The sequence below is a fragment of the Paraburkholderia sp. PAMB 6770 genome, assembly GCF_057748135.1.
This window is the reverse complement of record NZ_CM173239.1, coordinates 1,517,673-1,539,807: the sequence shown is the minus strand read 5'-3', so window position 1 is coordinate 1,539,807 and position 22,135 is coordinate 1,517,673. Positions and strand designations below refer to the sequence as shown.

The following is a 22,135-nucleotide window of genomic DNA, read 5'->3' as shown; positions in this document are numbered from 1 at the left end:
TCCGGCGGTCGTCGAAAAGGTATCGCCGGGCGATGCGGGCGGCGTGAGCCTCGATCTGTCCGATGGCGTGAGGATCGTCGTCGAACCGGAGGGCGTCGAAGGCGACGAGGACTGGCGGTTCTTTGCGCCCGGCAGCGAAGAAAGACATTTCGTGATCGAGGCAGGCCGGATCGATCCGGACTCGCTCGTCTGAACCGCTGCGCGGCCGGCCCGACCGTGCTCGTGCGGCGCCCCGCGTGCGGCGCCGCAGCAACCGCATGCGCTTCATGAAAATGAAACAAGTATCCGGCTTTCGTCTCAGTTTGGCCGACATCCGGCGAATTCGCTTGAACTACGGACTCCGCATCAATAAACCAGAACGAAACGTGCCGTTTTCCAGGTTTTGACGGAGCGGCAAGCGCCCCCCGGAGGAGACCAGCCAGGGGCTTCGGGGCCGGCCGCGCGGCGACGCGGGACGGCCCGCCAACTGGAGGAGCCTGTACATCATGACGTCCGAAGTGCGTATCGAGCCCCGCATGATCCGCCGTGTCGCGTTGGCCAGTGTGATCGGCGCGACCGTCGAATGGTATGACTTCTTTCTGTACGGCGTGGTCGCCGGCATCGTGTTCAACCGGCTGTACTTCCCGGGCAGCGATCCGCTCGTCTCGACGCTGCTCGCCTATACGACCTTCGCGGTCGGCTTCGTCACGCGGCCGGTGGGCGGCGTGCTGTTCGGCCATTTCGGCGACCGCATCGGCCGCAAGTCGGCGCTGATCCTCACGCTCGTCATCATGGGCATCTCGACCGCGGGCGTCGCGTTCGTGCCCACCTACGCGCAGATCGGCGTGTGGGCGCCGATCCTGCTGCTGTCGCTGCGCGTGCTGCAAGGTATCGGGCTCGGCGGCGAGTGGGGCGGCGCGGTGCTGATGGCCTACGAGTTCGCCCCGCCGCGCCGCCGCGGTCTGTACGCGAGCCTGCCGCAGATCGGCCTGTCGATCGGCCTGTGCCTCGCGTCCGGGATGGTGGCGGCGCTCTCGCACCTGCTGTCCGAGCAGGCGTTTTTCGCGTGGGGATGGCGCATCGCGTTCGGCGCATCGCTCGGCCTCGTGCTGATCGGCCTCTACATCCGCCTGAAGGTGATGGAGACGCCCGAATTCCTCGCGCTCAAGCGCACGCGCCGCGAAGCGCGGCTGCCGTTCGTCGACATGATGACCCACTGCCGGCGCGAGCTGCTGCTCGGCATGGGCGCGCGCTACATCGACGGCGTGTTCTTCAACGTCTTCGCGGTGTTCTCGATCGGCTACCTGACGCAGCACATCCACATGGGCCGCACCGATGCGCTGCTCGGCGTGATGTTCGCCGCGCTCGTGATGTGCTTCTTCATCCCGCTGTTCGGCAGCCTGTCGGACCGGATCGGCCGGGCCCGCGTGTACATGCTGGGCTCGCTGGTGTGCGGCGCGTCCGTGTACCCGGCGTTCTGGCTGATCGAGAGCCAGCCGGGCAACACGCTGCTGATCTGGCTCGCGATCGTGATTCCGTTCGGCATCTTCTACGCGATGGTGTACGGGCCCGAAGCCGCGCTGTTCGCCGACCTGTTCGATGCGAACGTGCGCTATACGGGGATCTCGTTCGTCTACCAGTTCTCCGGCATCTTCGCGAGCGGGCTCACGCCGATCATCGCGACCGCGCTGTGGAAGCTGAGCGGCGGCAAATGGTGGACCGTGTGCGCGTATGTGCTGTTCTCCGCGCTGGTGTCCGCGTGGTCCGCGTGGGCCATCGAGCGGCGGCGCGGCCACGCGTACGAGGCGGCGGTCAGCGCACCCTGAGGCGGGACGGGCGGGGCCGGGGGCGTGGCGGGCCGGCGGGCCGGGTGACGCGGCGCGCCCGGGCGGCCAGGCGGTCCAGGCGGCCAAGGCGGTCCAGGCGGTCCAGGCGGTCCAGGCGGTCCAGGCGGTCCAGGCGGTCCAAGGGGCCCAGGAGGTCCAGGAGGTCCAGGAGGTCCAGGCGCGGCCAGGCGGTCCAAGGGGCCCAAGCGGTCCAAGTGCGGCCCACGCGGCCCAACCGCGCACCTACTCGCGAAACGTCCTCGCGGTTTCCGCCGCCGCCTGCCGCAGGTGCGGCACGAACGCGAGCAGATCGTCGAGCGCGACGCGCCCGACCGGCGCCTGCACCGCAATGGCCGCGCATGCGCGGTTGCGGTCGAGCATCACCGGCACGGCGATCGCGATCAGGCCGCGCAGATGCTCCTCGTTGTTGATCGCGAGCTGGCGCCGGCGGGTCGTGGCGAGTTCGCGGCGCAGCGCGTCGCGATCCGTGATCGTGCGCTCCGAATAGGCGCGCAGCGGCAGCGTGTCGATCACGCGCTCGCGCCGCTCCTTCGGCAGGAAGCTGAGCAGCAGCTTGCCGCTCGCCGAGCAATGCAGCGGCACGTGCGAGCCGGGTTGCAGATGCACGCGCAACGGCCATTCGGTCTCGACGCGGTCCACGTAGATGACGTCGTTGCCGGACAGCATCGTCAGGTTGCAGGTCTCGCCGATCCTGCCGACCAGCTGTTCGAGCAGCACGTGGCGCGCGGCCGCGGGTCCGGCGTGCATCAGCACGTTGAGCGCGAGCATGCGCACGCGTGGCGAGCATTCGTAGCGTTTGCTCGCGGCGTTGCGGGTCACGAGCCACGCGTCGATCAGTTGCACGAGGATCCGGTGCACGGTCTGCTTCGGCAGCCCGAGCGCGTTCACGAGATCGGTCATCGTCAGCGGACGGCCCGCTTCCGCCAGCGTTTCGAGCACCCGAAACGCGCGCACTGCTGCCGCATTCGCCTGATTCGACGTCGCCACGCTGTGTCCCCCAGTCCGTTCCGTGCACTTCCACACTGCTGGCGTCATTGTGCATCGGTTCGCGCGCTTTTCGGGACTCAGGCAAGTCCCGAATTCCGCACTTTTCGCCGCACGCGGCGCGGCTGTCTGCGAATGTTCGGGAAACGGGACTCGGCACCGTACACGGACGAATAGATTGGCTGTACCGACCATCTTCTTCACCGTGGAGCACAGGGATGAACGTCAGGGCTACAGCAGCCGAAACCGCAGGAACCGGCGCAGACGACGTGGGGCCGCGCGTGGCCGCGCTCGTCGCCCGCGCGCGCGCCGCGCAGCAGGCCTTCGCGGACGCCGGGCAGGCGCGGCTCGATACGGCCGCCGCCGCGGCCGCGTGGGCGATCATGGAGCCGGCGCGCAACCGGCAACTGGCCGAGCTGTCGGTACGCGATACCGGTCTGGGCAACGTCGACGACAAGTTCCGCAAGAACTACCGCAAGACGCTCGGGCTGCTGCGCGACCTGCACGGGCAGAAGACCTGCGGCGTGATCGCGCGCGACGAGCGCACCGGCATCGTCGAAATCGCGCGCGCGGTCGGCGTGGTCGCGGCGATCACGCCGTCGACGAATCCGGCGGCCACGCCGGCGAACAAGATCGTCAATGCGCTCAAATGCGGCAATGCGGTGATCGTCGCCCCGTCTCCGAAGGGCTATTCGTCGTGCGCGCTGCTGATCGGATTCATCCACGCGCAGTTCGCGAAGGCCGGGCTCGACCCCGCCCTCGTGCAGATGCTGCCCGCGCCGATCAGCAAGGCCGCCACCGCGGCGCTCATGCGCGAGGCGGATCTGGTCGTCGCGACCGGCTCGCAGGCGAACGTGCGGATGGCCTACACGAGCGGGACGCCGGCGTTCGGCGTCGGCGCGGGCAACGTCGCGTCGATCGTCACGGCGTCGGCGACGCTGCGCGATGCGGCGCAGAAGATCGCGCGCTCGAAGACCTTCGACAATGCGACCAGCTGCTCGTCGGAGAACAGCGTCGTGATCGAGGACGCCGTCTACGACGCGATGCTCGCCGAGCTTGCCGCGTGCGGCGGGGTGCTGCTCGATGCGGCGCAAAAAGCGCAACTGCAGGCGGCGATGTGGCACGACGGCAAGCTGTCGGAGCGCTGCACGGCCAAAGCGGCGACGCAGATCGCCCGCACCGCCGGCCTCGACGACGTCGCCGCGCGCGAGCCCGCGTTCCTGATGGTCGAGGAAGACGGCTTCGGCGCCGCGCATCCGTTCTCCGGCGAAAAGCTCTCGCCGGTGCTCGCGGTCTATCGTGCGCGCGATTTCGCCGCGGCGGCCGATACGGTGCGGCACATCTACGCGTACATGGGCGCGGGGCATTCGGTCGGCCTGCACTCGGCCGATCCCGCGCAGGCGGTCGCACTCGGCGAGCACCTGCCGGTTGCACGCGTGATCGTGAATCAGGCGCACTGCCTCGCGACCGGCGGCAACTTCGACAACGGTCTGCCGTTCTCGCTGTCGATGGGCTGCGGCACCTGGGGGCGCAACAACTTTTCCGGCAATCTGGGCTTCCGGCACTACCTGAACACGACGCGCGTCGCGTATCCGGTCGCGGAACAGGTGCCCGAGCTCGACGACCTGCTCGGCGATTACTTCGAGAGGGTCGGACGATGAGCGCGCCCACCACCCTGCGCGCGCTGATCGACGCGCGCGCCGCGCAGTTCCCGGAGCGGCCGTTCCTGCTCGCGGCGCCCGAGCGCGAGGCCCGCCCCGCCGACTCCTCTGACTCCTCTGACTCCGCCGCGCTCACGTTCGGCGCGTTGCGCACCCAGTGCCTCGCGCTCGAAGCGCGCTTTCGCGAAGCCGGCCTGCAGCCCGGCGACGTGGTGTCGGTGTTCATGGGCAACGGGCTGCAGACCGCGACGCTGCTGCTCGGCGCGATGTACAGCGGGCTCGTCGCGCATCCGCTGAACCTGCTGTGCCAGCCGTCGCAGCTGCGCTACATCATCGGGCACTCGGATACGCGGATGATCTTCGCGTGCGGCGAAACCGCCAGCGGGCTCGCCGACGCGCTCGCGCAACTGCGCGAGGAGGGGATGACGCGCGAGATCGGGCTCGTGCTGAGCGAGCCGGACGCGACCGCGCTGCCGGTGCTGCCCGCGCTGTCGCCGGCGCGCGCGGGCTGTGGCGGCGCGCGTGTGAACGGCGCGGACGAGGTCAACGGCTTCAACGGCCCCAACGGCCTCAACGGCCCCAACGGCGCGCATCGCGCCGCCTGCGACGCGGACGACATCGCGCTGCTGATGTACACGTCGGGCACCACCGGCGCGCCGAAGGGCGTGCTGCTCGCGCACCGCGGCCTCGTCGCGAACGCGCGCAACATCAGCGCCGAGCATCGGCTCGGTCCCGACGACCGCGTGCTCGCGTCGCTGCCGCTCTATCACATCAACGGGCTCGTCGTGACGCTGCTCGCGCCGCTTTATCACGCGGGCTCGGTGGTGATGGCGCCGCGCTTTTCCGCGCGCACGTTCTGGCGCGACGTCGTGCATTACCGCTGCACGTGGATCAACGTGGTGCCGACGATCGTCGCGTATCTGCTGAACGGCGACGAGCCGGGCGGGCTCGACCTGTCCGCGCTGAAGTTTTGCCGCAGCGCGTCGGCGGCGCTGCCGGCCGACCATCATCGCGCGTTCGAGGCGCGCTTCGGCATCGGCGTGATCGAGACGATGGGCATGACCGAGACCGCGGCGCCCGTGTTCAGCAACCCGTATGAGCCGGCGCGGCGGCGCGTCGGCAGCATCGGGCTGCCGTCGGGCGGCGAGGCGAAGGTGATCGATCGCGACGGTCGCGAGTGCGCGCCGCACCAGTGCGGCGAAATCGTGCTGCGCGGCGAACAGCTGATGCGCGGCTACTACAAGCGCGACGACGAAACCGCCGGTGCGTTCACCGCCGACGGCTGGCTGCGCACCGGCGACCTCGGCTATCGCGACGACGACGGCTACTTCTACATCAACGGCCGCTCGAAGGAACTGATCATCAAGGGCGGCGAGAACATCGCGCCGCGCGAGATCGACGAGGCGCTGCTGCGCCATCCGGGCGTGCTCGACGCGGCCGCGGTGGGCGTGCCCGACGCGGCCTACGGGCAGGAGATCGTCGCGTTCGTCGTGCCGCGCGCCGCCCACTGGCCCGGCGCGCCCGATCCGGGCGAGCTGCGCGCGCATTGCCTGCGCGAGCTTGGCCGCTACAAGACGCCGAAGGAGATCCGCTTCGTCACCGAACTGCCGCGCGGACCGTCGGGCAAGGTGCAGCGGCTCAAGCTGCTCGCCCCGGCGCACGGTTGATCCACACGGCGCGCGGGACGCTTGCGCCGCGCGCGCCGCCATAACGAGAGAGGCAGGAGACAACAGCATGAAACAGCACGCACAGCGCGTGAAAACGCGCCATATCATCCTGGCGGTCATGTGTCTGATGTATTTCATCTCGTACATCGACCGCGTGAACATCGCCGTGGCCGGACCGCTGATCCGGCATGAAATGGGCCTGTCGACGGTGCAGCTCGGGCTCGTGTTCTCCGCGTTCGCGTATCCGTATGCGGTGATGCAGATCGTCGGCGGGTGGCTCTCCGACAAGTTCGGGCCGAAGCTCGTGCTGACCGTGCTGTCGCTGATCTGGGGCGCGGCCACGCTCGCGACCGGCTTCGCCGGCAGCGTGATGATGCTCGTGATGCTGCGCTTCGCGCTCGGCATCGGCGAGGGCGGCGCGTTCCCGACCGCGACGCGCGCCTTCACGTACTGGATGCCGGTCAAGGAGCGCGGTTTCGCGCAGGGCATCACGCACAGCTTCGCGCGTCTGGGCGGTGCCATTACGCCGCCGGTCGTGCTCGCGGTGGTCGCCGCGGGCAGCTGGCGCGACGCGTTCATCCTGCTCGGCATCGTGAGCCTGCTGTGGACGATGCTGTATCTGCGCGTGTTCACGAACTCGCCGGAGCAGAACCGCCGCATCACGCCCGAGGAAACCGCGGAAATCGGCTACCGCATGGGTGACTGCGCGCGCGCAAAAAACACGAAGACGCCGTGGCGCAAGCTGATCCACCGGATGTGGCTCGTCACCTTCGTCGACTTCTGCTATGGCTGGCTGCTGTGGGTGTATCTGACCTGGCTGCCGTCGTACCTGAAGGAGTCGCGCGGCTTCGACCTGAAGCATCTCGCGCTGTTCACCGCGCTGCCGCTGCTGGCCGGCGTGGTCGGCGACACGCTCGGCGGCGTCGTGTCGGACCGGTTGTTCCGGCTCACCGGACGGCTGCGCTTTGCGCGCTGCGCGGTGCTCGTGACGGGCCTCGGCGGCTCGCTCGCGTTCCTGCTGCCGATGGTGTCGGTCGCCAATCCGGTGACCGCGGTGCTGTTCCTGACCGGGTCGTTCTTCTTCCTCGAAATCACCAACCCGGTGCTGTGGACGCTGCCGCTCGACATCGCCGGCAAGTACGCGGGCACCGCGGGCGGGATGATGAACACGGGCTTCGGCATTGCCGGCATGGTGTCGCCGGTCGTGTTCGGCTATCTGATCGAGCGCACCGGCAGCTATAGCGTGCCGTTCACGATCTCGGCCGTGCTGCTCGGGTGCGGGATCGTCGCGGCGCTGTTCATCAACACCGACCGCACGGTGGAAGCCGACGAGGAGCGCGAGCGCCGCGCCGGCAGCGAAGAGGGGGGCGCGTTCGCCTTCGTCGACGCGCTGCCGGACGTGCGGATCGAGCGCCCGGCGATGCGCCGTCCGCTGCGCTGGTGGCGCTAGCGGCGGCCGCGTCGCGGACGGCGTCTGCAAGGACGCTTCGAAAGGGGGCGATCCGCTGGCGCCCTGTCATGCGCACCGCGCCGGCGCGCCGCGAATGCATCGCGGCGCGCCGGCGCGATGCGCATTCTGTTTTCATGTCCGGCTCGCGCCGCCGCCCACGGCGGCCCATCGAAAGTGGACTCAACAAATGCGCGCGTCTGGCACTATCGGCGCGCTTTTTGATCTCCAATACTCGAAGCAGCCGTCCGCACACGTGCGGCCCATTCGTTGAAAACACAACCATAGGAGACAACGATGCTCAGGTTTCTGATCGGAGTGGGGCTGCCCTATCTGGGGGTGATCGGCATGTTGCCCTGGGTGGCCGCCGACCCGCGCTCCGTGTTCGGCATCCCGTTCCTGTACATGTGGATTTTCATGTGGTTCCTGCTGACGTCGGGCTGCCTGTTCGTCTGCTGGCAGGTGTTCGACCGCCACCGTCCCGCGGACGACGCCTGAGCGCCCGCGCATTTCCCCGCCCTTTTTCCCGGAGTTGCGCATGTCCACGGTGGTCTTTTTCGCGCTGCTGGCGTTCTCGCTCTATCTCGCGATCCGTTCGCGGCGCGGGCACGGCTCGCAGAGCGTGCATGACTTCTTCGTCGCGTCGCGCCAGTTCGGCGCCGCGCTCGTATTCTTCCTGACGGCCGGCGAGATCTACAGCATCGGCACGATGGTCGGCTTTCCCGGCGGCATCTACGCGAAGGGGCCGACCTACGGGGTCTGGTTCCTCGGCTACATCCTGCTCGCCTATCCGATCGGGTACTTCATCGGTCCGCGCATCTGGACCTGCGGCAAGCAGTTCAATGCGATCACCCAGGCCGACCTGTTCAAGGGCCACTACCGCAGCCGCGTGCTCGAACTGGTCGTCGCGATATCGTCGATCGTGTTTCTCGTGCCGTGGGGCGAGCTGCAGTTCACGGGCCTCGCGGCCGCGCTCAAGGGGCTCGGCTGGCATGTCGATCCGCTCTGGCTGATCGTCGTCTGCGCGGCGCTCGCGTTCACCTACATCGCGATCTCCGGGGTGCGCGCGTCCGCGTGGATCTCGGTGCTCAAGGACATCCTGATGCTGCTCGCGATCGTGGTGACCGGGGTCGCGGCCGCGCTGAAGGCGGGCGGCGTGCACGACGTGTTCGCGGTCGCGAGCCGCCACGTGGACGGCACGATGAGCGCGCCGCAACTGCGCTTCTCGATGAGCACGATGCTGTTCCAGTCGCTCGGCTTCTACATGATGCCGTTCGCGGCGCAGGGCTTCTTCACCGCGCGCGGCCCGAACACGATCCGCCGCACGCAGATCGCGATGCCGCTCTACATGCTGATGTATCCGTTTCTCGTGGTCGCGTCGTACTATGCGCTCAGCGCGAACCTGAAGCTCGCGTCGCCGAACGACGCGTTTTTCGCGGCGGCCGTGCATCTGCTGCCCGACTGGCTGCTCGGCCTCGTCGCGGCGGGCGCCGCGCTCTCGGGGCTCCTCGTGCTCGCCGGGATCTGCCTCGCGATCGGGCCGATCGTCACGCGCAACCTGATTCCGGACCTGCCGGAAGCGCGCCAGAAGCGCACCGCGAAGTTCGTCATCGTCGGCTATCTGATCGTGTCGATCACGACGACGCTGCTCACGCCGAACCTGATGCTCTCGCTGATCAACACGACCTACTACGGCATCACGCAGTTCCTGCCCGGCATGCTGATCCTGCTCGCGCGGCGCCGCGTGCGGCCGGCCGCGGTCGCCGCCGGCATCGTGTGCGGGCAGGGGCTCGCGATCGTCTGCTACGCGCTGCACGTCGATTTCGGCGGCATCAATCTTGGACTCGTGTGTCTTGCGATCAACGTGCTCGTCGTGTGCGTGGTGCACGTCGTGCTGCGGCCGTTCCAGCGCTATGCCGTATCCTGAACCCGACCTGTCGTCCAGTTTTCCCGGGAGTCTTGCCAGTCCATGAATTCACCTGCTGCATCGCCATCTTCGTCGTCGTCCCCGGGCACGCAGGCGCCCGGCCCCGTCACCGTGTTCGTCGCGCGGCACATCCTGACGATGAACCCGGGCCAGCCGCACGCGACGCACGTCGCGGTGCGCGACGGCCGCATTCTCGCGGTCGGCTCGCACGACGACGCGGCGCACTGGGGCGCGCGTTTCGGTGCGCATGCGCTCGACGACACGCTGCGCGACAAGGTGCTGATGCCGGGCCTCGTCGAAGCGCATTGTCACCTGATGGAAGGCGCGGTGTGGGATGCCGCGTATGTCGGCTATTACGACCGGCGCGGCCCGGACGGCACGCTGTGGCCGGGGCTGCGCACGCTCGACGCGGTGCTCGCGCGGCTGGCCGACGCCGAACGCGCGCTCGACGGCGACGCCGCGCTGCTCGCGTGGGGCTTCGATCCGATCCATTTCGGCGCGGCGCGGCTGACGACGCGCGAACTCGACCGCGTGTCGGCCACGCGGCCGATCGCGATCCTGCATGCGAGCGTCCATCTGATGAACGTGAACAGCGCAATGCTCGCGCTCGCCGGCATCGATGCCGATACCGACATCGATGGCATCGCGCGCGATGCCGGCGGCGAGCCGACCGGCGAACTGCAGGAGTTCGCCGCGATGTTCCCGGTCTATCAGGTGATCGGCGGCAAGCTCGCGATCGCCGCGAGCGAAAAGCCGCAGGCGGTGTGGAATTTCGGCCGCGTCGCGCAACTGGCCGGCGTGACGACCGCGACCGATCTCGTCAACGACCTGTCGCCGCTCGGCAACGAGACGCTGCACGCGGTGACCGCCGACCCCGACTATCCGGTGCGGATCGTGCCCGCGTACGCGCCGCAGCGCAATCCGGCGCAGCGCGCCCAGGGCGTGCTCGCGGCGATGGCGGGCAACACCGGCAAGCTGCGCTTCGGGCCGGTCAAGTTCATCGTCGACGGCTCGATCCAGGGGTTCACCGCGCGGCTGCGCTGGCCGGGCTACGCGGGCGGCCAGCCGAACGGGCTGTGGCTGATTCCGCCCGCGCAACTGGTCGACGTGTTCGCGCCGTTCCACTGCGCGGGGCTGCAACTGCACATTCATACGAACGGCGACGAGGCGACCGAGGTCGTGCTCGACGCGCTGACGACGCTGCTCGCGCAGCATCCGCGCCCCGATCACCGCCATACGCTGCAGCACTGCCAGCTGGCCGACGCCGCACAACTGCGGCGCATCCGCGCGCTCGGGCTGTGCGTGAACTTCTTCGCGAATCACCTGTATTACTGGGGCGATGCCCATTACCGGCAAACCGTGGGGCCCGACCGCGCGAACCGGATGAATCCGGCGGGCTCCGCGCAGCGCCTCGGCATCGCGCTCGCGCTGCATTCGGATGCGCCGATCACGCAGCTCAGCCCGCTGTTCACCGCATGGTGCGCGGTGCGGCGCGAGAGCGCGTCCGGGCGCGTGCTCGGCGAGGCGGAGCGGCTCGGCGTCGACGACGCGCTGTACGCGATCACGCTCGGCGCGGCCTACACGCTGCACATGGATCATCTGATCGGCAGCATCGAGGTGGGCAAGTACGCGGACTTCGCGGTGCTCGACGAGGACCCCTCGCGCTGCGCGCCCGAGCGCCTGAAAGACGTGCCGGTGTGGGGCACGGTGCTGGGCGGACGCGTGTTCCGCGCACCGCGATGAAACCGGCCGAAGCGGTTGCGCGCGCACCGATCGAGCTCGTCGTGATCGGCGGCTACCTGGGCGCCGGCAAGACGACGGTGCTCAACCGCATCCTCGAAGCGCCGCACGGGCGGCGCATTGCGGTGCTCGTCAACGATTTCGGCACGGTCAATATCGACGCGCGTCTCGTGCGCGCGCGCAGCGAGGACGTGATCGAACTCGACAACGGCTGTATCTGCTGCACGATCGGCGGCGCGCTCGTCGATGCGCTCAGCCGCATGGCCGCGCGCGACACGCGTCCCGAGTTGCTGCTGATCGAGGCGAGCGGCGTATCGGATCCGGCGAAGATTGCGCAGATCGGCTTGCTGAACGGCGCGTTCCGGCTGTCGGCGGTGCTCGTCGTCGCCGACGCGCTTGCGCTCGTCGATACGCTCGCCGATCCGCTGGTCGGCGCAATGGCGCAGCAGCAGATCGACAGCGCGAGCGCGGTGGTCGTCACGAAGCTCGATCTCGTCGCCCCGGACGCGCGCGAGCGCGCGCTGGCCGACGTGCGCGCGCTCGCGCCGACCGATATCGTCGTGCCGGCCGATCACGGACGCATTCCGTTTGCGTTGCTGGTCGACGCGCCCGCGCCGGACCCGCACGCGCTCGCCGAGGCGGAGCGCTGGCAGCGCCGGCTCGGCGCGCCGCCGATGCCGGCGTTTTCGAGCGTCGCGATCGCGCTGCCCGACGTGCTGGACAAGGCGCGCCTGCGTGCGTGGCTGAAGGCGCTGCCGCGCACGGTCCTGCGCGCGAAGGGGATCGTGCGCGTGGCGGATGCCGCGGGCGCGGTCGCTACCCGCGTGTGCCAGGTCGCGGCACGCCGGCTGCGTTTCGCGGAGGCGGACGCGGGTGGGAATCCGGTGAATCCGGCGAACCCGGCGAACGACACGGATGCCGCGGTGATGGTGTTCATCGGTTTCATCGATCAGGATACCGAAGTGATGTTGCGCGACGGCCTTGCCGGTTGCCGGCTGCATGCTGCGCACGGCTGAGACGGGCGTGTGACGGCGTGAGTCGTTGCTTCGCAACGGGCGCAGGCGGGGCCGGCAGGCCGTTTCCCTCCGGAGCGGCCGTGTCGTCGGGTTTCCGAAAGATTGGGGCGCGGTTTGTGCGCCGTGTTTTATTGCCGGATATTTCCGGCCTTTACGAACGATGACAGTCCGCCCGGCGTAGCACGGCCAGTCGGGCATGCCTGTTTACGCCGAAATATCTGCTCATCAGCGCGCGTTGCCGCGCGCCGCGTCTGCCTGCTTTAATCCCGCCGCACAGTAGGTCGCGGGAGACACGATGGGCGGGCAGGGTGGCGGCGACGCGACGGTCGCGCAGTGCGTGACGGACATGCTCGGCGAGCGTCCGCTTCAACTCGAACGCCAGACGTTCTCGCACAGCGGCAACGCGGTCTATCGCGCACGGATGCGCGACGGCCGCTCGCTCGCGGTGCGCGCGAGCGCCGAAGCGGACGCCTTCGCGCACACGCGGGCCAATCTCGTCGCGCTGCGCGGCCTCGGCCTGCCGGTGCAAACCGTGCTCGCGCAATGTCCGATGCCGGCGGGCGGCGACGTCATCGTGCTCGACTGGTTGCCCGGACGCGATCTGTTCTATGCGCTCGGCACACTCGACGCGCGGCAAACCGCACGGATAGCCGACACCGTGATCGCGTATCAGTGCCGCGTCGCGCGGCGGCTGCCGGCCGCGCCGCACGGCGGCTTCGGCTGGGCGGGGATCGGTGCGCCCGCGCCGCACGCGCGCTGGACCGATCTCTTCGGCGAAGCGGCGCTGCCCGCCTTCCATGCCGCAACGCTTGCACGCATGGACGCGACGCCGCTCGAACGCTTTCGCGCGCGCCTCGGTCTCGTGCGCGCGTCGCTCGAAGGCTATTTCGTCACGCTGCGCCCGATCTGTTTTCTCGACGATCTGACGTTCAAGAACGTGCTGGTGGACGACGGTGCGGTGAGCGGTCTGATCGATTTCGATTCGGTCTGCTATGGAGATCCGCTGCTCATGCTGGGTTCGGCGCTCGCGCAGATCGACACCGAAGTCGGCGAGCGAGGGCGCCTCTATCGCGACGCGTTGCTGCGCGACTGGGATCCGCGCGACGAGCGGCTGCGGGCAACAGCGTTTTACGCGAGCCTGTGGGTGACCGGGTACCTGTCGCTCGCGCTCGCCCAGCGCGATGCCGCGCGAGCGAGCCGGCTCGCGGCGATCCTCGACGGCTGGCTGATGCTCGCGGAGCGCGCATGAGCCGGGCGGCCGGTGCACGAGCCGCGCGCCGGCGCACGGCCCGATGCACCCGGCAATGCGCCGCCCGATGCACCGCCCGATGCGCCGCTCACCGCGCCCCTTCCAGCGCCACCCCCTGGGCACGCTGCCGGCGGCCGATCCACGCGGCCGACAACGCGCTCACGAACGCCGAGAACACGATGTACGCGCAGATGAGCCACGGTTCGCCGCCGTCGCGGTGCAGCAGCCAGGTCGCGACGATCGGGCTGATGCCGCTCGCGAAGATGCCGGAGAACTGGTAGACGAACGAAATCCCGGAGTAGCGCACGTTGGCGTCGAACAGCTCGGCGAACAGCGCCGCCTCGGGGCCGTAGATGGCCGCGTACAGCACGCCGAGCGGCACGATCACCGCGAGCCAGACGAGCGGCACGCTGCCGCCGCTGTGATCGAGCAGCCAGAAGCCCGCGAACGACGACAGCCCGGTCACGAGCGAGCCCCAGAAGTAGATCCGCGCGCGGCCGACGCGGTCCGACAGGCGGCCGAAGAACGGAATCGTGAAGATCATCACGAACGCGGCGGCCATCACCGCGAGCAGCGCATCGGTGCGCGTGATGCGCACCGTCTGCGTCATGTAGCCGATCACGAATACGCCGAACACGTTGAAGAACACGCCGTCGATGAAGCGCGCGCCCATGCCCGCCAGCACGTTGCCGGGATAGCGCGTGAGCACGTCGGCGATCGGCATGCGCACCGCCTGGCCGGATTTCCGGATGCGCGCGAACTCGGGCGTCTCCATCACGTTCAGGCGGATGTAGAGGCCGATGGCGACCAGCGCGAACGACAGGAAGAACGCGACGCGCCAGCCCCATGCGAGAAACTGCGCGTTGCTCAGCAGCCACGACAGCGCCGCGACCACCCCCGACGCGAGGCACAGGCCGAGCGCGAGGCCGATCTGCGGGATGCTCGCGTAGTAGCCGCGGCGGTTTGCCGGCGCGTACTCGAACGACATCAGCACCGCGCCGCCCCATTCGCCGCCGAGGCCGATGCCCTGCAGCACGCGCAGCGCGAGCAGCAGCGCGGGCGCCCACAGGCCGATGCGCGCATAGGTGGGCACGAGGCCGATCGCCATCGTCGCCACGCCCATGATCGTGAGCGTCAGGATCAGCATGCTCTTGCGGCCGAGCCGGTCGCCGAAGTGGCCGAAGATCACGCCGCCGAGCGGGCGGCTCAGGAAGCCGACCGCGAACGTGCCGTAGGCGAGCATCGTCGAGATCAGCGGGTCGTTGCCGGGAAAGTAGAGCTTGCTGAAGACGATGCCGGCGACTACGCCGTACAGGAAGAAGTCATACCACTCGATCGTGGCGCCGATCAGGCTCGCGACGACGACACGCCTCATCTGCCGGACGTCGGCCCGGGGCATGGTGTTCATGGGTTGTCTCCAGTCTATGGTTATGAATGTGGCTTGATGCGGGGGGCTGCGATGCTGCGGGGGGCGAAGCGCGCGGCGCGCGCTTCAGATGCCGGCTTCGGCGTGCTCGTCGAGCACGTGCAGCGCGCCGAGCCGATGCCGGTCCTCGAGGATCATGTCGGCGGCTTTCTCCGCGATCATGATGACGGGCGCATTGGTGTTGCCCGACACGAGTTCGGGCATGATCGACGCATCGACGACGCGCAGCCGTCCGAGGCCGTGCACGCGCAGCCGCGCGTCGACGACCGCGAGCGCGTCGCGGCCCATCTTGCAGGTGCCGGCCGGGTGATAGATCGACTGGCTGAAGCGGCGCGCCGCGTCGAGCAGTTCGGCGTCGGTGCCGAACTGCGCGCCGGGGATGAACTCGGACACGATGTGCGGCGCGAGCGACGGCGCGGCCGCGATGCGGCGCGCGACCTTGATGCCGCCGATCACGACCGGATGATCGCGCTCGTCGGACAGGTAGTTCGCATGGATCGCCGGATACTGCAGCGGATCGGCCGAGCGGATCTCGACCTGCCCGCGGCTGAACGGACGCAGCTGGCACACCGACGACGTGAACGCCGAGAACGGATGCGCGCCCTTGCCGGGCTTGTCGGCGCTGAGCGGCTGCATGTGGAACTGGATGTCGGGCCGCTCGACGCCGGGGCCCGAGCGCGTGAAGATCGCCACCTGGCTCGCTGCGAGCGTCAGCGGTCCGGTGCGCCACAGTGCGTATTGCAGCCCGATCCACGCCTTGCGCAACGGATGGTTGACCTCGTCGTTGAGCGTGCGCTCGCGGGTGCGGAACACGAGCCGCACCTGCAGATGGTCCTGCAGGTTCTGGCCGACGCCGGGCAGCGCGTGCAGCACCGGCACGCCGACGCGGCGCAGCAGGTCGGCCGGGCCCACGCCCGAGTGCTGCAGGATCTGCGGCGAGCCGATCGCGCCGGCCGCGAGGATCACCTCGACGCGGGCGCGCACCTGCTTGCGCACGCCGCGCTGCAGGTATTCGACGCCGACCGCCTCGCCCCCTTCGAGCAGCACGCGGCAGGTCTGCGCATGGGTCTCGACGCGCAGATTGGCGCGTGTGCGCGCAGGCTTCAGGAACCCTTTCGCGGTGCTCCAGCGAAAGCCTTTGTAGGCCGTCTGCTGGAAGTAGCCGACCCCTTCCTGGGTCGCGCCGTTGTAGTCGGGATTCAGCGGAATGCCGATGTCCTGCGCGGCGGCGATGAAGTGATCGGCGATCGGCCGGCGCAGCCGCAGATCCGACACTTTCAGCGGACCGCCGACGCCGTGATAGGCGTTCGCGCCGCGCTCCTGGTCCTCGGACTTGCGGAAGTACGGCAGCACCTCCTCGTAGCGCCAGCCGGGATTGCCGAGCGCGGCCCAGCGGTCGTAATCCTCGCGCTGGCCGCGCACGTAGAGCAGGCCGTTCAGCGAACTGGAGCCGCCGAGCACCTTGCCGCGCGGCCAGTCGATCTGGCGCCCCGCGACCGCCGGGTCGGGCTCGGTGCGATAGCACCAGTCGAGCTCGGGGTCGTGCATCGTCTTGAAGTACCCGACCGGCACGTGAATCCACGGATTGCTGTCTTCGCCGCCCGCTTCGAGCAGCAGCACCGCGTTGCCGGGATCGGCGCTCAGACGGTTCGCCAGCACGCATCCCGCCGATCCTGCGCCGACGATCACATAGTCGACTTCGTGTTCCATCAAACCTGTCTCCTGGAATTGCTCGCGGAACTTCGGGTTCCGTATCGGTTTGATTCAATGTCGTGGATGGCGGGCCCGCGCGCAAGGCAAAAGGGCGTGTGCGGCGCAAAACTGGAACGGAAAGTGACGAATCGGCGTCAGAAACAGCCGGTGTGCGGCAGGCGGGCGGGGCGTGCCGCCGGCACGCCGCCGGGCGGGTCATTACAGCAGCGGCACGAGGCGGCTGGCGGTCTCTTTCATGCGGCCCACGCATTCGAGCAGCTCGTTGAGCGTCTTGCGCGCGGTCGGCGCGTGCACCGCGAGCGACGCGAGCACGCGCCCGGTCGCCGGGTCGCGCACCGGCACCGCGACGGCGACCATCCCGCGCACGAACTCCTCGTTGTCGATGCCGATGCCGCGCACCGCGAGCCGGTCGAGTTCGGCCGCGAGCAGGTGCGGGTCGGTCAGCGTGCGGTAGGTCATTTTCTTCAGCACGATGCGCCCGAGCAGCGCATTGCGTTCGAGCGCCGACATCTGCGACAGGAACAGCTTGCCGCTCGCGGTGCAGTGCAGCGGCACGTGGTTGCCCGGGTGCATCTCCATGCGCAGCGGCTCGCTGGTCTCGACGCGCTCGATGTAGAGGATCTGGTCACCGTCGAGCGCGGTCAGGTTGCAGGTCTCGCCGAGCACCTCGACGAGGCCGCGCAGCAGCGTGCGGCACGCGCGCGTGAACGTGTTGTTCGCGAGCGTCGACAGCGCGAGCTGCGACGCGCGCGGACCGAGCGCGATGCTGCGCGCGTGGCCGCGCGAATCGGGCATGTGAACGACGTAGCCGCGCGCCTCCAGCGATTCGATCAGCCGCAGCAGCGTGGCCTTCGGAATGTGCAGGCGCGCGGACATCTGCGACAGCGTGTACGGCTGGCCGGCCGCCGCAAGCTGTTCGAGCACGATGAGCGCGCGCAGCGCGCGGGTGTCGTCGGTGGCCGGTTCGTCGCGCGCGGCCGGCTCGGCGGTCTGTTGCATCGATCTCCTCCGCGGGGCCTTCGCGGCGCCCGGATTGTTCTGGTCCAGCGTTTGATTTGAAACAAACGGTTCTATTTTTCTACCATACTTCCCGCCCGCGACCCAGACCGGCTTGTCCGTACGGATTTATACCAACAAAACGGTACAAAACATACCAGATTCGTGGGGCTTGTCGAGACCCGGGCCGCCCGTGCTGTACCAGGCGAAAGCGGGCGACTGGCCCTACCTGCGCGTGGGGTCCCTGCCTAGAATTTCCGCAACAGGTCGCCTCAGCGAGGCGAACACGTAGCCACGAAGCGAAACGCACAAGGCAGGAGACAGGCATGACGAACAAGCAGTCGGCACAGGCCGCCGTCGGGGCGACGGCGAGCGGCGCGCGATCCGGCGCCGCCGGCATCGGGCAGCGCGCGCGCGGCCGGCGGGGCGCGCGCGCCGCGCAACGCGTGACGCGGGGGGCGTAGCGATCATGGGATACAGCTCGCTCGAACGGAGCACCGGCGATTTCGGCGCCGACGCTTCCCGCGCCACCCGGTACGACCCGACCTACGACCCGCTCGTGTCGCCCGGACCCGGACACGGCAAGGACTACGCACCGACCTACTGGGTCGCGACCGCGGGCGCGCCGCCGCCCGACGACGGGCCCGTCACGAAGGACATGGACGTGGACGTCGCGATCATCGGCGGCGGCTACACGGGGCTCGCCACCGCACTGTGTCTCGCGCGCGAGCACGGCATCAAGGCGGTCGTGCTCGAAGCGAACCACACGAGCTGGGGCTGCAGCAGCCGCAACGGCGGGCAGGGGCAGAACGCGTCCGGGCGGCTGTCGCGCTCGCAGTGGATCCAGCGCTGGGGCAAGGACGTCGCGCTGCGCATGCATGACGAAATTCTCGAAGGCTTCGAGCACTTCAAGTCGCTGGTTGCCGAGATCGATTGCGAGCCGCAGCCCGGCGGCCACTTCCTGATCGCCCACCGGCCGCGCATCATGGCGCAGCTCGCCGCCGAGGCGAAGGTATGGAAAGAGGTGTTCGGCTATCCGTCCGAGCTTTATAGCGCCGAGACGTTCCGCCGCGAATTCCTCAACGATCACGAAGCGGCCGGCGCGCTGCACGAGCCCGAGGGCATCGGCGTGCATGCGCTGAAGCTCGCGTTCGGCTACCTGCGCCTCGCGCGCGCGGCCGGTGCGCGCGTGCACACGAGCAGCCCGGTGACCGGCTGGGAGACGATCAACGGCGTGCATCATCTGCGCACGCCGGGCGGCATCGTGCGCGCCCGCGCGGTCGGCATCGCGACCGGCGCGTATACCGCTCAGACGCTGCATCCGTCGCTGCGCAGCAAGGTGATGCCGATCCTGTCGAACTCGATGGTCACGCGTCCGCTCACCGACGCCGAGATCGCCGCGTGCAACTTCCGCACGACCCAGGTGCTGACCGACACGCGCACGCTGCGCTTCTACTACCGGTTCCTGCCGGATCGCCGTCTGCAGATCGGCAGCCGCAGCGCGATCACCGGGGCCGATGCGCCGAACCCGCGCCATCTCGACCTGCTGAAGGAAGGCATGGGGCGCAAGTTTCCGGCGCTGCGCGGCGTGCAGATCGACTACTCGTGGTGGGGCTGGGTCGACGTGAGCCACGACATGATGCCGCGCGTGTGCCAGCCGGATCCGCAGCAGACGGTCTTCTACGCGCTCGGCTACGGCGGCAACGGCGTGTCGTACTCGCAGCAGGCGGGCCGCCGGCTCGCGGAGCGCATCGCGGGCAAGGGGGCGCACCAGACGCTGCCGATCTTCACGAGCCCGCTGCCGGGCCATCTGTTCGCGCCGTTCCGGCGCCTCGGCCAGCGCATGCTGTATCTGCAATACTTCCGGCGCGACGAGAAGCCCTGAGCGCGCCGCTCGCCGGCCGGCCACCGCGCGCCGCGGAAGCGCGCGCGGCCGCGCCGTGACCTGACCGCCGTTCCCGAGGCGGTTTTCAGCGCCGCTTTTTCGACGCTGTTTTTGGACGCCGTTTATCGACGCCGTTTTTCGACGCCGTTTATCGACGCAATTTTCAGCGCAGTTCCCAATAACGACCGGAACCCCCGCCCGGGCGCAACGCTCCGGTGCGCGCAGGTCGCGCGTGCCGGCGTGCGCGCGTCGTCCGCGGACGGCAGGGTCCGGAGCAAGGAGGTGACATGCAGTCGCAGTTGAATCGCAATGAACTGAAGTGCGGCCTGAAGCAGCGCCACATGACGATGATCGCGCTCGGCGGCGTGATCGGCGCCGGCCTGTTCGTCGGCAGTGGCGTCGTGATCCAGCAGACCGGCCCCGCCGCGGTGCTGTCGTTTCTGCTGACCGGCGGGCTGGTCGTGCTCGTGATGCGCATGCTCGGCGAAATGGCCTGCGCGATGCCGGCCGTCGGCTCGTTCTACGAATACGCGCGCCTCGCGTTCTCGGACCGGCGCGGACCGGGCCGGCTGGCGGGCTTTCTGACCGGCTGGATGTACTGGTATTTCTGGGTGATCGTGGTGGCCGTCGAAGCGGTGGCCGGCGCGAAGCTCGTGCAGTTCTGGCTGCCCGATGCCCCCGCATGGGCGATCAGTCTCGTGCTGCTGGTGCTGCTCACCGCGACCAACCTGATTTCGGTCGGCAGTTACGGCGAGTTCGAATTCTGGTTCTCGTCGATCAAGGTGGCGGCGATCGTCGTGTTCCTGTTTCTCGGCGGCCTGTACGTGCTCGGGCTGTGGCCCGCGTCGCTGCACACGGTCGCGGTGCTGCCGACGCTCACCGGTCACGGCGGTCTGATGCCGAAGGGGATCGGACCGGTGCTGAGCGGCGCGGTCGCGGCGACCGGCTTCTATTTCGGCGCGGAGATCGTGACGATCGCGGCGGCCGAGGCGAAGGAGCCGGCGAAGGCCGTCGCGAAGGCGACGAACTCGGTGATCACGCGCGTGCTGGTGTTCTACGTCGGCTCGGTGCTGCTCGTCGTCGCACTGGTGCCGTGGAATTCGCCGGCCATGTCGACACCGTACGTGAGCGCGCTCGAAGCGATGGGCCTGCCCGCCGCCGCGCACGTGATGAATGCGATCGTGCTGACCGCGGTGCTCTCGGCGCTGAACTCGGGCCTCTATGCGGCCTCGCGGATGCTGTTCGCGCTGACCCGCCACGGCGACGCGCCGGCCGCGCTCGCGAAGGTCAGCCGGCGCGGCGTGCCGGTGCGCGCGATCCTGCTCGGCACCGTGTTCGGCTATGTGTCGGTCGTGATGTCGTATGTGTCGCCCGATACGGTGTTTGCGTTCCTCGTCAATTCGTACGGCACGGTGGCGATCTTCGTGTACCTGCTGATCGCGCTGTCGCAACTGCGCCTGCGCAGGCGCCTCGATGCGCAGGCTGCCGCTCAGCTGCGCGTGCGGATGTGGGGCTTTCCGTACCTGACGTGGCTTGCGATCGCCGGCATGGCGGGGATTCTCGTCGCGATGGCGTTCATCCCGGAGCAGCGCAAGCCGTTGTGGCTCGGGGTCGTGAGTCTCGCGGTGCTGCTCGTCGTGTACGCGGTGTGCGTGCGCGGCAAGACGCGCGCGGCGGCCGGCAACGACGGCTATCCGGGCAGCGCGTTCGAATCCTGCGCGAACGACCCGCTGCCGGCGACGGTGCGCGGCGGCGCCGACCGGTGAGGCCGGACCGGTGAAGCCTGGCTAGAAGGTCTGCGCGAGTTCGCGGGCAGCCTGTTCGAGCCGCGCCACGTGGCCGAGCGCGCGCGCAAGCGGCGTGCGCGCGAGCGGCGCCTCGCTCGCGAGCGCGGCCACGCAGGCACCGTGCGCGTCGCGCACCGGGGCGGCCACGCAGACGACGCCGGCGACGAACTCTTCGTTGTCGACCGCGATGCCCTTGTGCGCGATGCGATCGAGCTCGGCTTCGAGCAGTTCGGGATCGGTGAAGGTGGCCGGCGTATGGCGTTCGAGCGGCAGCGCGTGAACCAGCGCGCTGCGCTGCGCGGGCGGCAGCAGCGCGAGCAGCAGCTTGCCGCTCGCGCTGCAATGGGCGGGCACGCGCGAACCCGCCTGCAGTTCGAGCCGCAGCGGCCAGTCCGCGCCGACGCGCTCGATGTAGAGCACTTCGTGCTCGTGCAGCATCGCGAGATTGCAGGTCTCGCCGATCTGCGCGACGAGCCGCGCGAGGATCGCCCGACGCGCGTGCCGGGCGTCCGCGTGCAGCACGACGCCGATGCCGAGCGCGGCAAGCCGCGGGCCGACCCGGTACGCGCGCTCGCGGCCCGGTTCGCGCGACACGAGACCGCCCGCTTCGAGCGACGCGAGCATCCGGTGCAGCGAGCCCTTCGGCATGTCGGCGGCGCGCGCGAGTTCGGCGAGCGACACCGGTGCGCCGCATTCGACGAGCTGTTCGAGCAGCGCGAACGCGCGCAGGGTAGGGGTCTCGTTGGGCGTCATCAGTCGTTCCGGAAAACAGCGACACTTCATTTTAGCCAATGCATGTGCCCTGTAAATC

18 protein-coding genes are annotated in these 22,135 nt (G+C 69.1%); 13 read left to right on the top strand and 5 right to left on the bottom strand.

The window, feature by feature from the left end:
- Nucleotides 1-43: 43 nt before the first annotated feature.
- Both AC3AP7_RS24230 and AC3AP7_RS24225 read left to right on the top strand, forming a co-directional pair.
- Nucleotides 44-193 (top strand): hypothetical protein, encoded by a 150-nt coding sequence (locus tag AC3AP7_RS24230; RefSeq protein WP_487362847.1) that lies wholly within the window; start codon nt 44-46, stop codon nt 191-193.
- Between the two features lie 292 nt (nt 194-485).
- Nucleotides 486-1,805, top strand: a complete 1,320-nt coding sequence (locus AC3AP7_RS24225; RefSeq protein WP_487362846.1) for an MFS transporter — start codon at nt 486-488, stop codon at nt 1,803-1,805.
- Nucleotides 1,806-2,048: 243 nt separating this feature from the next.
- Here the strand turns inward: AC3AP7_RS24225 and AC3AP7_RS24220 are convergent, their stop codons facing one another.
- A complete protein-coding gene (locus tag AC3AP7_RS24220; protein WP_487362845.1) occupies nt 2,049-2,813 on the bottom strand; it encodes an IclR family transcriptional regulator in 765 nt (254 codons plus the stop codon).
- A gap of 215 nt (nt 2,814-3,028) precedes the next feature.
- Here AC3AP7_RS24220 and sauS point away from each other — a divergent pair, with 215 nt between their 5' ends.
- The 8 genes from sauS (at nt 3,029) to AC3AP7_RS24180 (ending at nt 13,517) form a co-directional block, all read left to right on the top strand.
- A complete protein-coding gene (sauS, locus tag AC3AP7_RS24215; RefSeq protein ID WP_487362844.1) occupies nt 3,029-4,471 on the top strand; it encodes an acylating sulfoacetaldehyde dehydrogenase in 1,443 nt (480 codons plus the stop codon).
- A complete protein-coding gene (locus AC3AP7_RS24210) occupies nt 4,468-6,138 on the top strand; it encodes an AMP-binding protein (RefSeq protein WP_487362843.1) in 1,671 nt (556 codons plus the stop codon). Before sauS ends, AC3AP7_RS24210 begins: the two co-directional genes overlap by 4 nt.
- A 67-nt stretch (nt 6,139-6,205) precedes the next feature.
- Nucleotides 6,206-7,588, top strand: a complete 1,383-nt coding sequence (locus AC3AP7_RS24205; protein ID WP_487362842.1) for an MFS transporter — start codon at nt 6,206-6,208, stop codon at nt 7,586-7,588.
- 294 nt (nt 7,589-7,882) lie between these two features.
- Nucleotides 7,883-8,083 carry a DUF3311 domain-containing protein gene (locus AC3AP7_RS24200; RefSeq protein WP_487362841.1) on the top strand — a complete coding sequence of 67 codons (201 nt, stop codon included), beginning with the start codon at nt 7,883-7,885 and terminating at the stop codon, nt 8,081-8,083.
- Nucleotides 8,084-8,123: 40 nt separating this feature from the next.
- Complete coding sequence (locus AC3AP7_RS24195; protein WP_487362840.1) at nt 8,124-9,512, top strand: sodium:solute symporter family protein; 1,389 nt, start codon at nt 8,124-8,126, stop codon at nt 9,510-9,512.
- 138 nt (nt 9,513-9,650) lie between these two features.
- Nucleotides 9,651-11,255 (top strand): amidohydrolase, encoded by a 1,605-nt coding sequence (locus AC3AP7_RS24190; protein ID WP_487364999.1) that lies wholly within the window; start codon nt 9,651-9,653, stop codon nt 11,253-11,255.
- Complete coding sequence (locus tag AC3AP7_RS24185; RefSeq protein WP_487362839.1) at nt 11,252-12,268, top strand: CobW family GTP-binding protein; 1,017 nt, start codon at nt 11,252-11,254, stop codon at nt 12,266-12,268. The genes AC3AP7_RS24190 and AC3AP7_RS24185 overlap by 4 nt, the downstream gene beginning before the upstream one ends.
- 295 nt (nt 12,269-12,563) lie before the next feature.
- Nucleotides 12,564-13,517, top strand: a complete 954-nt coding sequence (locus tag AC3AP7_RS24180; RefSeq protein WP_487362838.1) for a phosphotransferase family protein — start codon at nt 12,564-12,566, stop codon at nt 13,515-13,517.
- Nucleotides 13,518-13,605: 88 nt separating this feature from the next.
- Here the strand turns inward: AC3AP7_RS24180 and AC3AP7_RS24175 are convergent, their stop codons facing one another.
- From AC3AP7_RS24175 to AC3AP7_RS24165, 3 genes are all read right to left on the bottom strand, one after another.
- Nucleotides 13,606-14,916, bottom strand: a complete 1,311-nt coding sequence (locus AC3AP7_RS24175; protein WP_487364998.1) for an MFS transporter — start codon at nt 14,914-14,916, stop codon at nt 13,606-13,608.
- Between the two features lie 93 nt (nt 14,917-15,009).
- Entirely contained in the window at nt 15,010-16,653 is a 1,644-nt protein-coding gene (locus AC3AP7_RS24170) for a GMC family oxidoreductase (RefSeq protein ID WP_487362837.1), read from the bottom strand.
- A 201-nt stretch (nt 16,654-16,854) separates the two neighbouring features.
- The gene (locus AC3AP7_RS24165) at nt 16,855-17,655 is read right to left on the bottom strand and encodes an IclR family transcriptional regulator (RefSeq protein WP_487362836.1); all 801 of its coding nucleotides are present in this window, start codon (nt 17,653-17,655) and stop codon (nt 16,855-16,857) included.
- Between the two features lie 323 nt (nt 17,656-17,978).
- Here AC3AP7_RS24165 and AC3AP7_RS24160 point away from each other — a divergent pair, with 323 nt between their 5' ends.
- From AC3AP7_RS24160 to AC3AP7_RS24150, 3 genes are all read left to right on the top strand, one after another.
- On the top strand, nt 17,979-18,116 hold the full coding sequence (locus AC3AP7_RS24160; protein WP_487362835.1) for a hypothetical protein: 138 nt from the start codon (nt 17,979-17,981) through the stop codon (nt 18,114-18,116).
- A gap of 5 nt (nt 18,117-18,121) precedes the next feature.
- Nucleotides 18,122-19,537 carry an NAD(P)/FAD-dependent oxidoreductase gene (locus tag AC3AP7_RS24155; RefSeq protein ID WP_487362834.1) on the top strand — a complete coding sequence of 472 codons (1,416 nt, stop codon included), beginning with the start codon at nt 18,122-18,124 and terminating at the stop codon, nt 19,535-19,537.
- A 287-nt stretch (nt 19,538-19,824) separates the two neighbouring features.
- Nucleotides 19,825-21,303 (top strand): amino acid permease, encoded by a 1,479-nt coding sequence (locus tag AC3AP7_RS24150; RefSeq protein ID WP_487362833.1) that lies wholly within the window; start codon nt 19,825-19,827, stop codon nt 21,301-21,303.
- 21 nt (nt 21,304-21,324) lie between these two features.
- On the opposite strand, the gene AC3AP7_RS24145 is transcribed toward AC3AP7_RS24150, so the two are convergent.
- On the bottom strand, nt 21,325-22,077 hold the full coding sequence (locus tag AC3AP7_RS24145) for an IclR family transcriptional regulator (protein ID WP_487362832.1): 753 nt from the start codon (nt 22,075-22,077) through the stop codon (nt 21,325-21,327).
- Between the last annotated feature and the right edge of the window lie 58 nt (nt 22,078-22,135).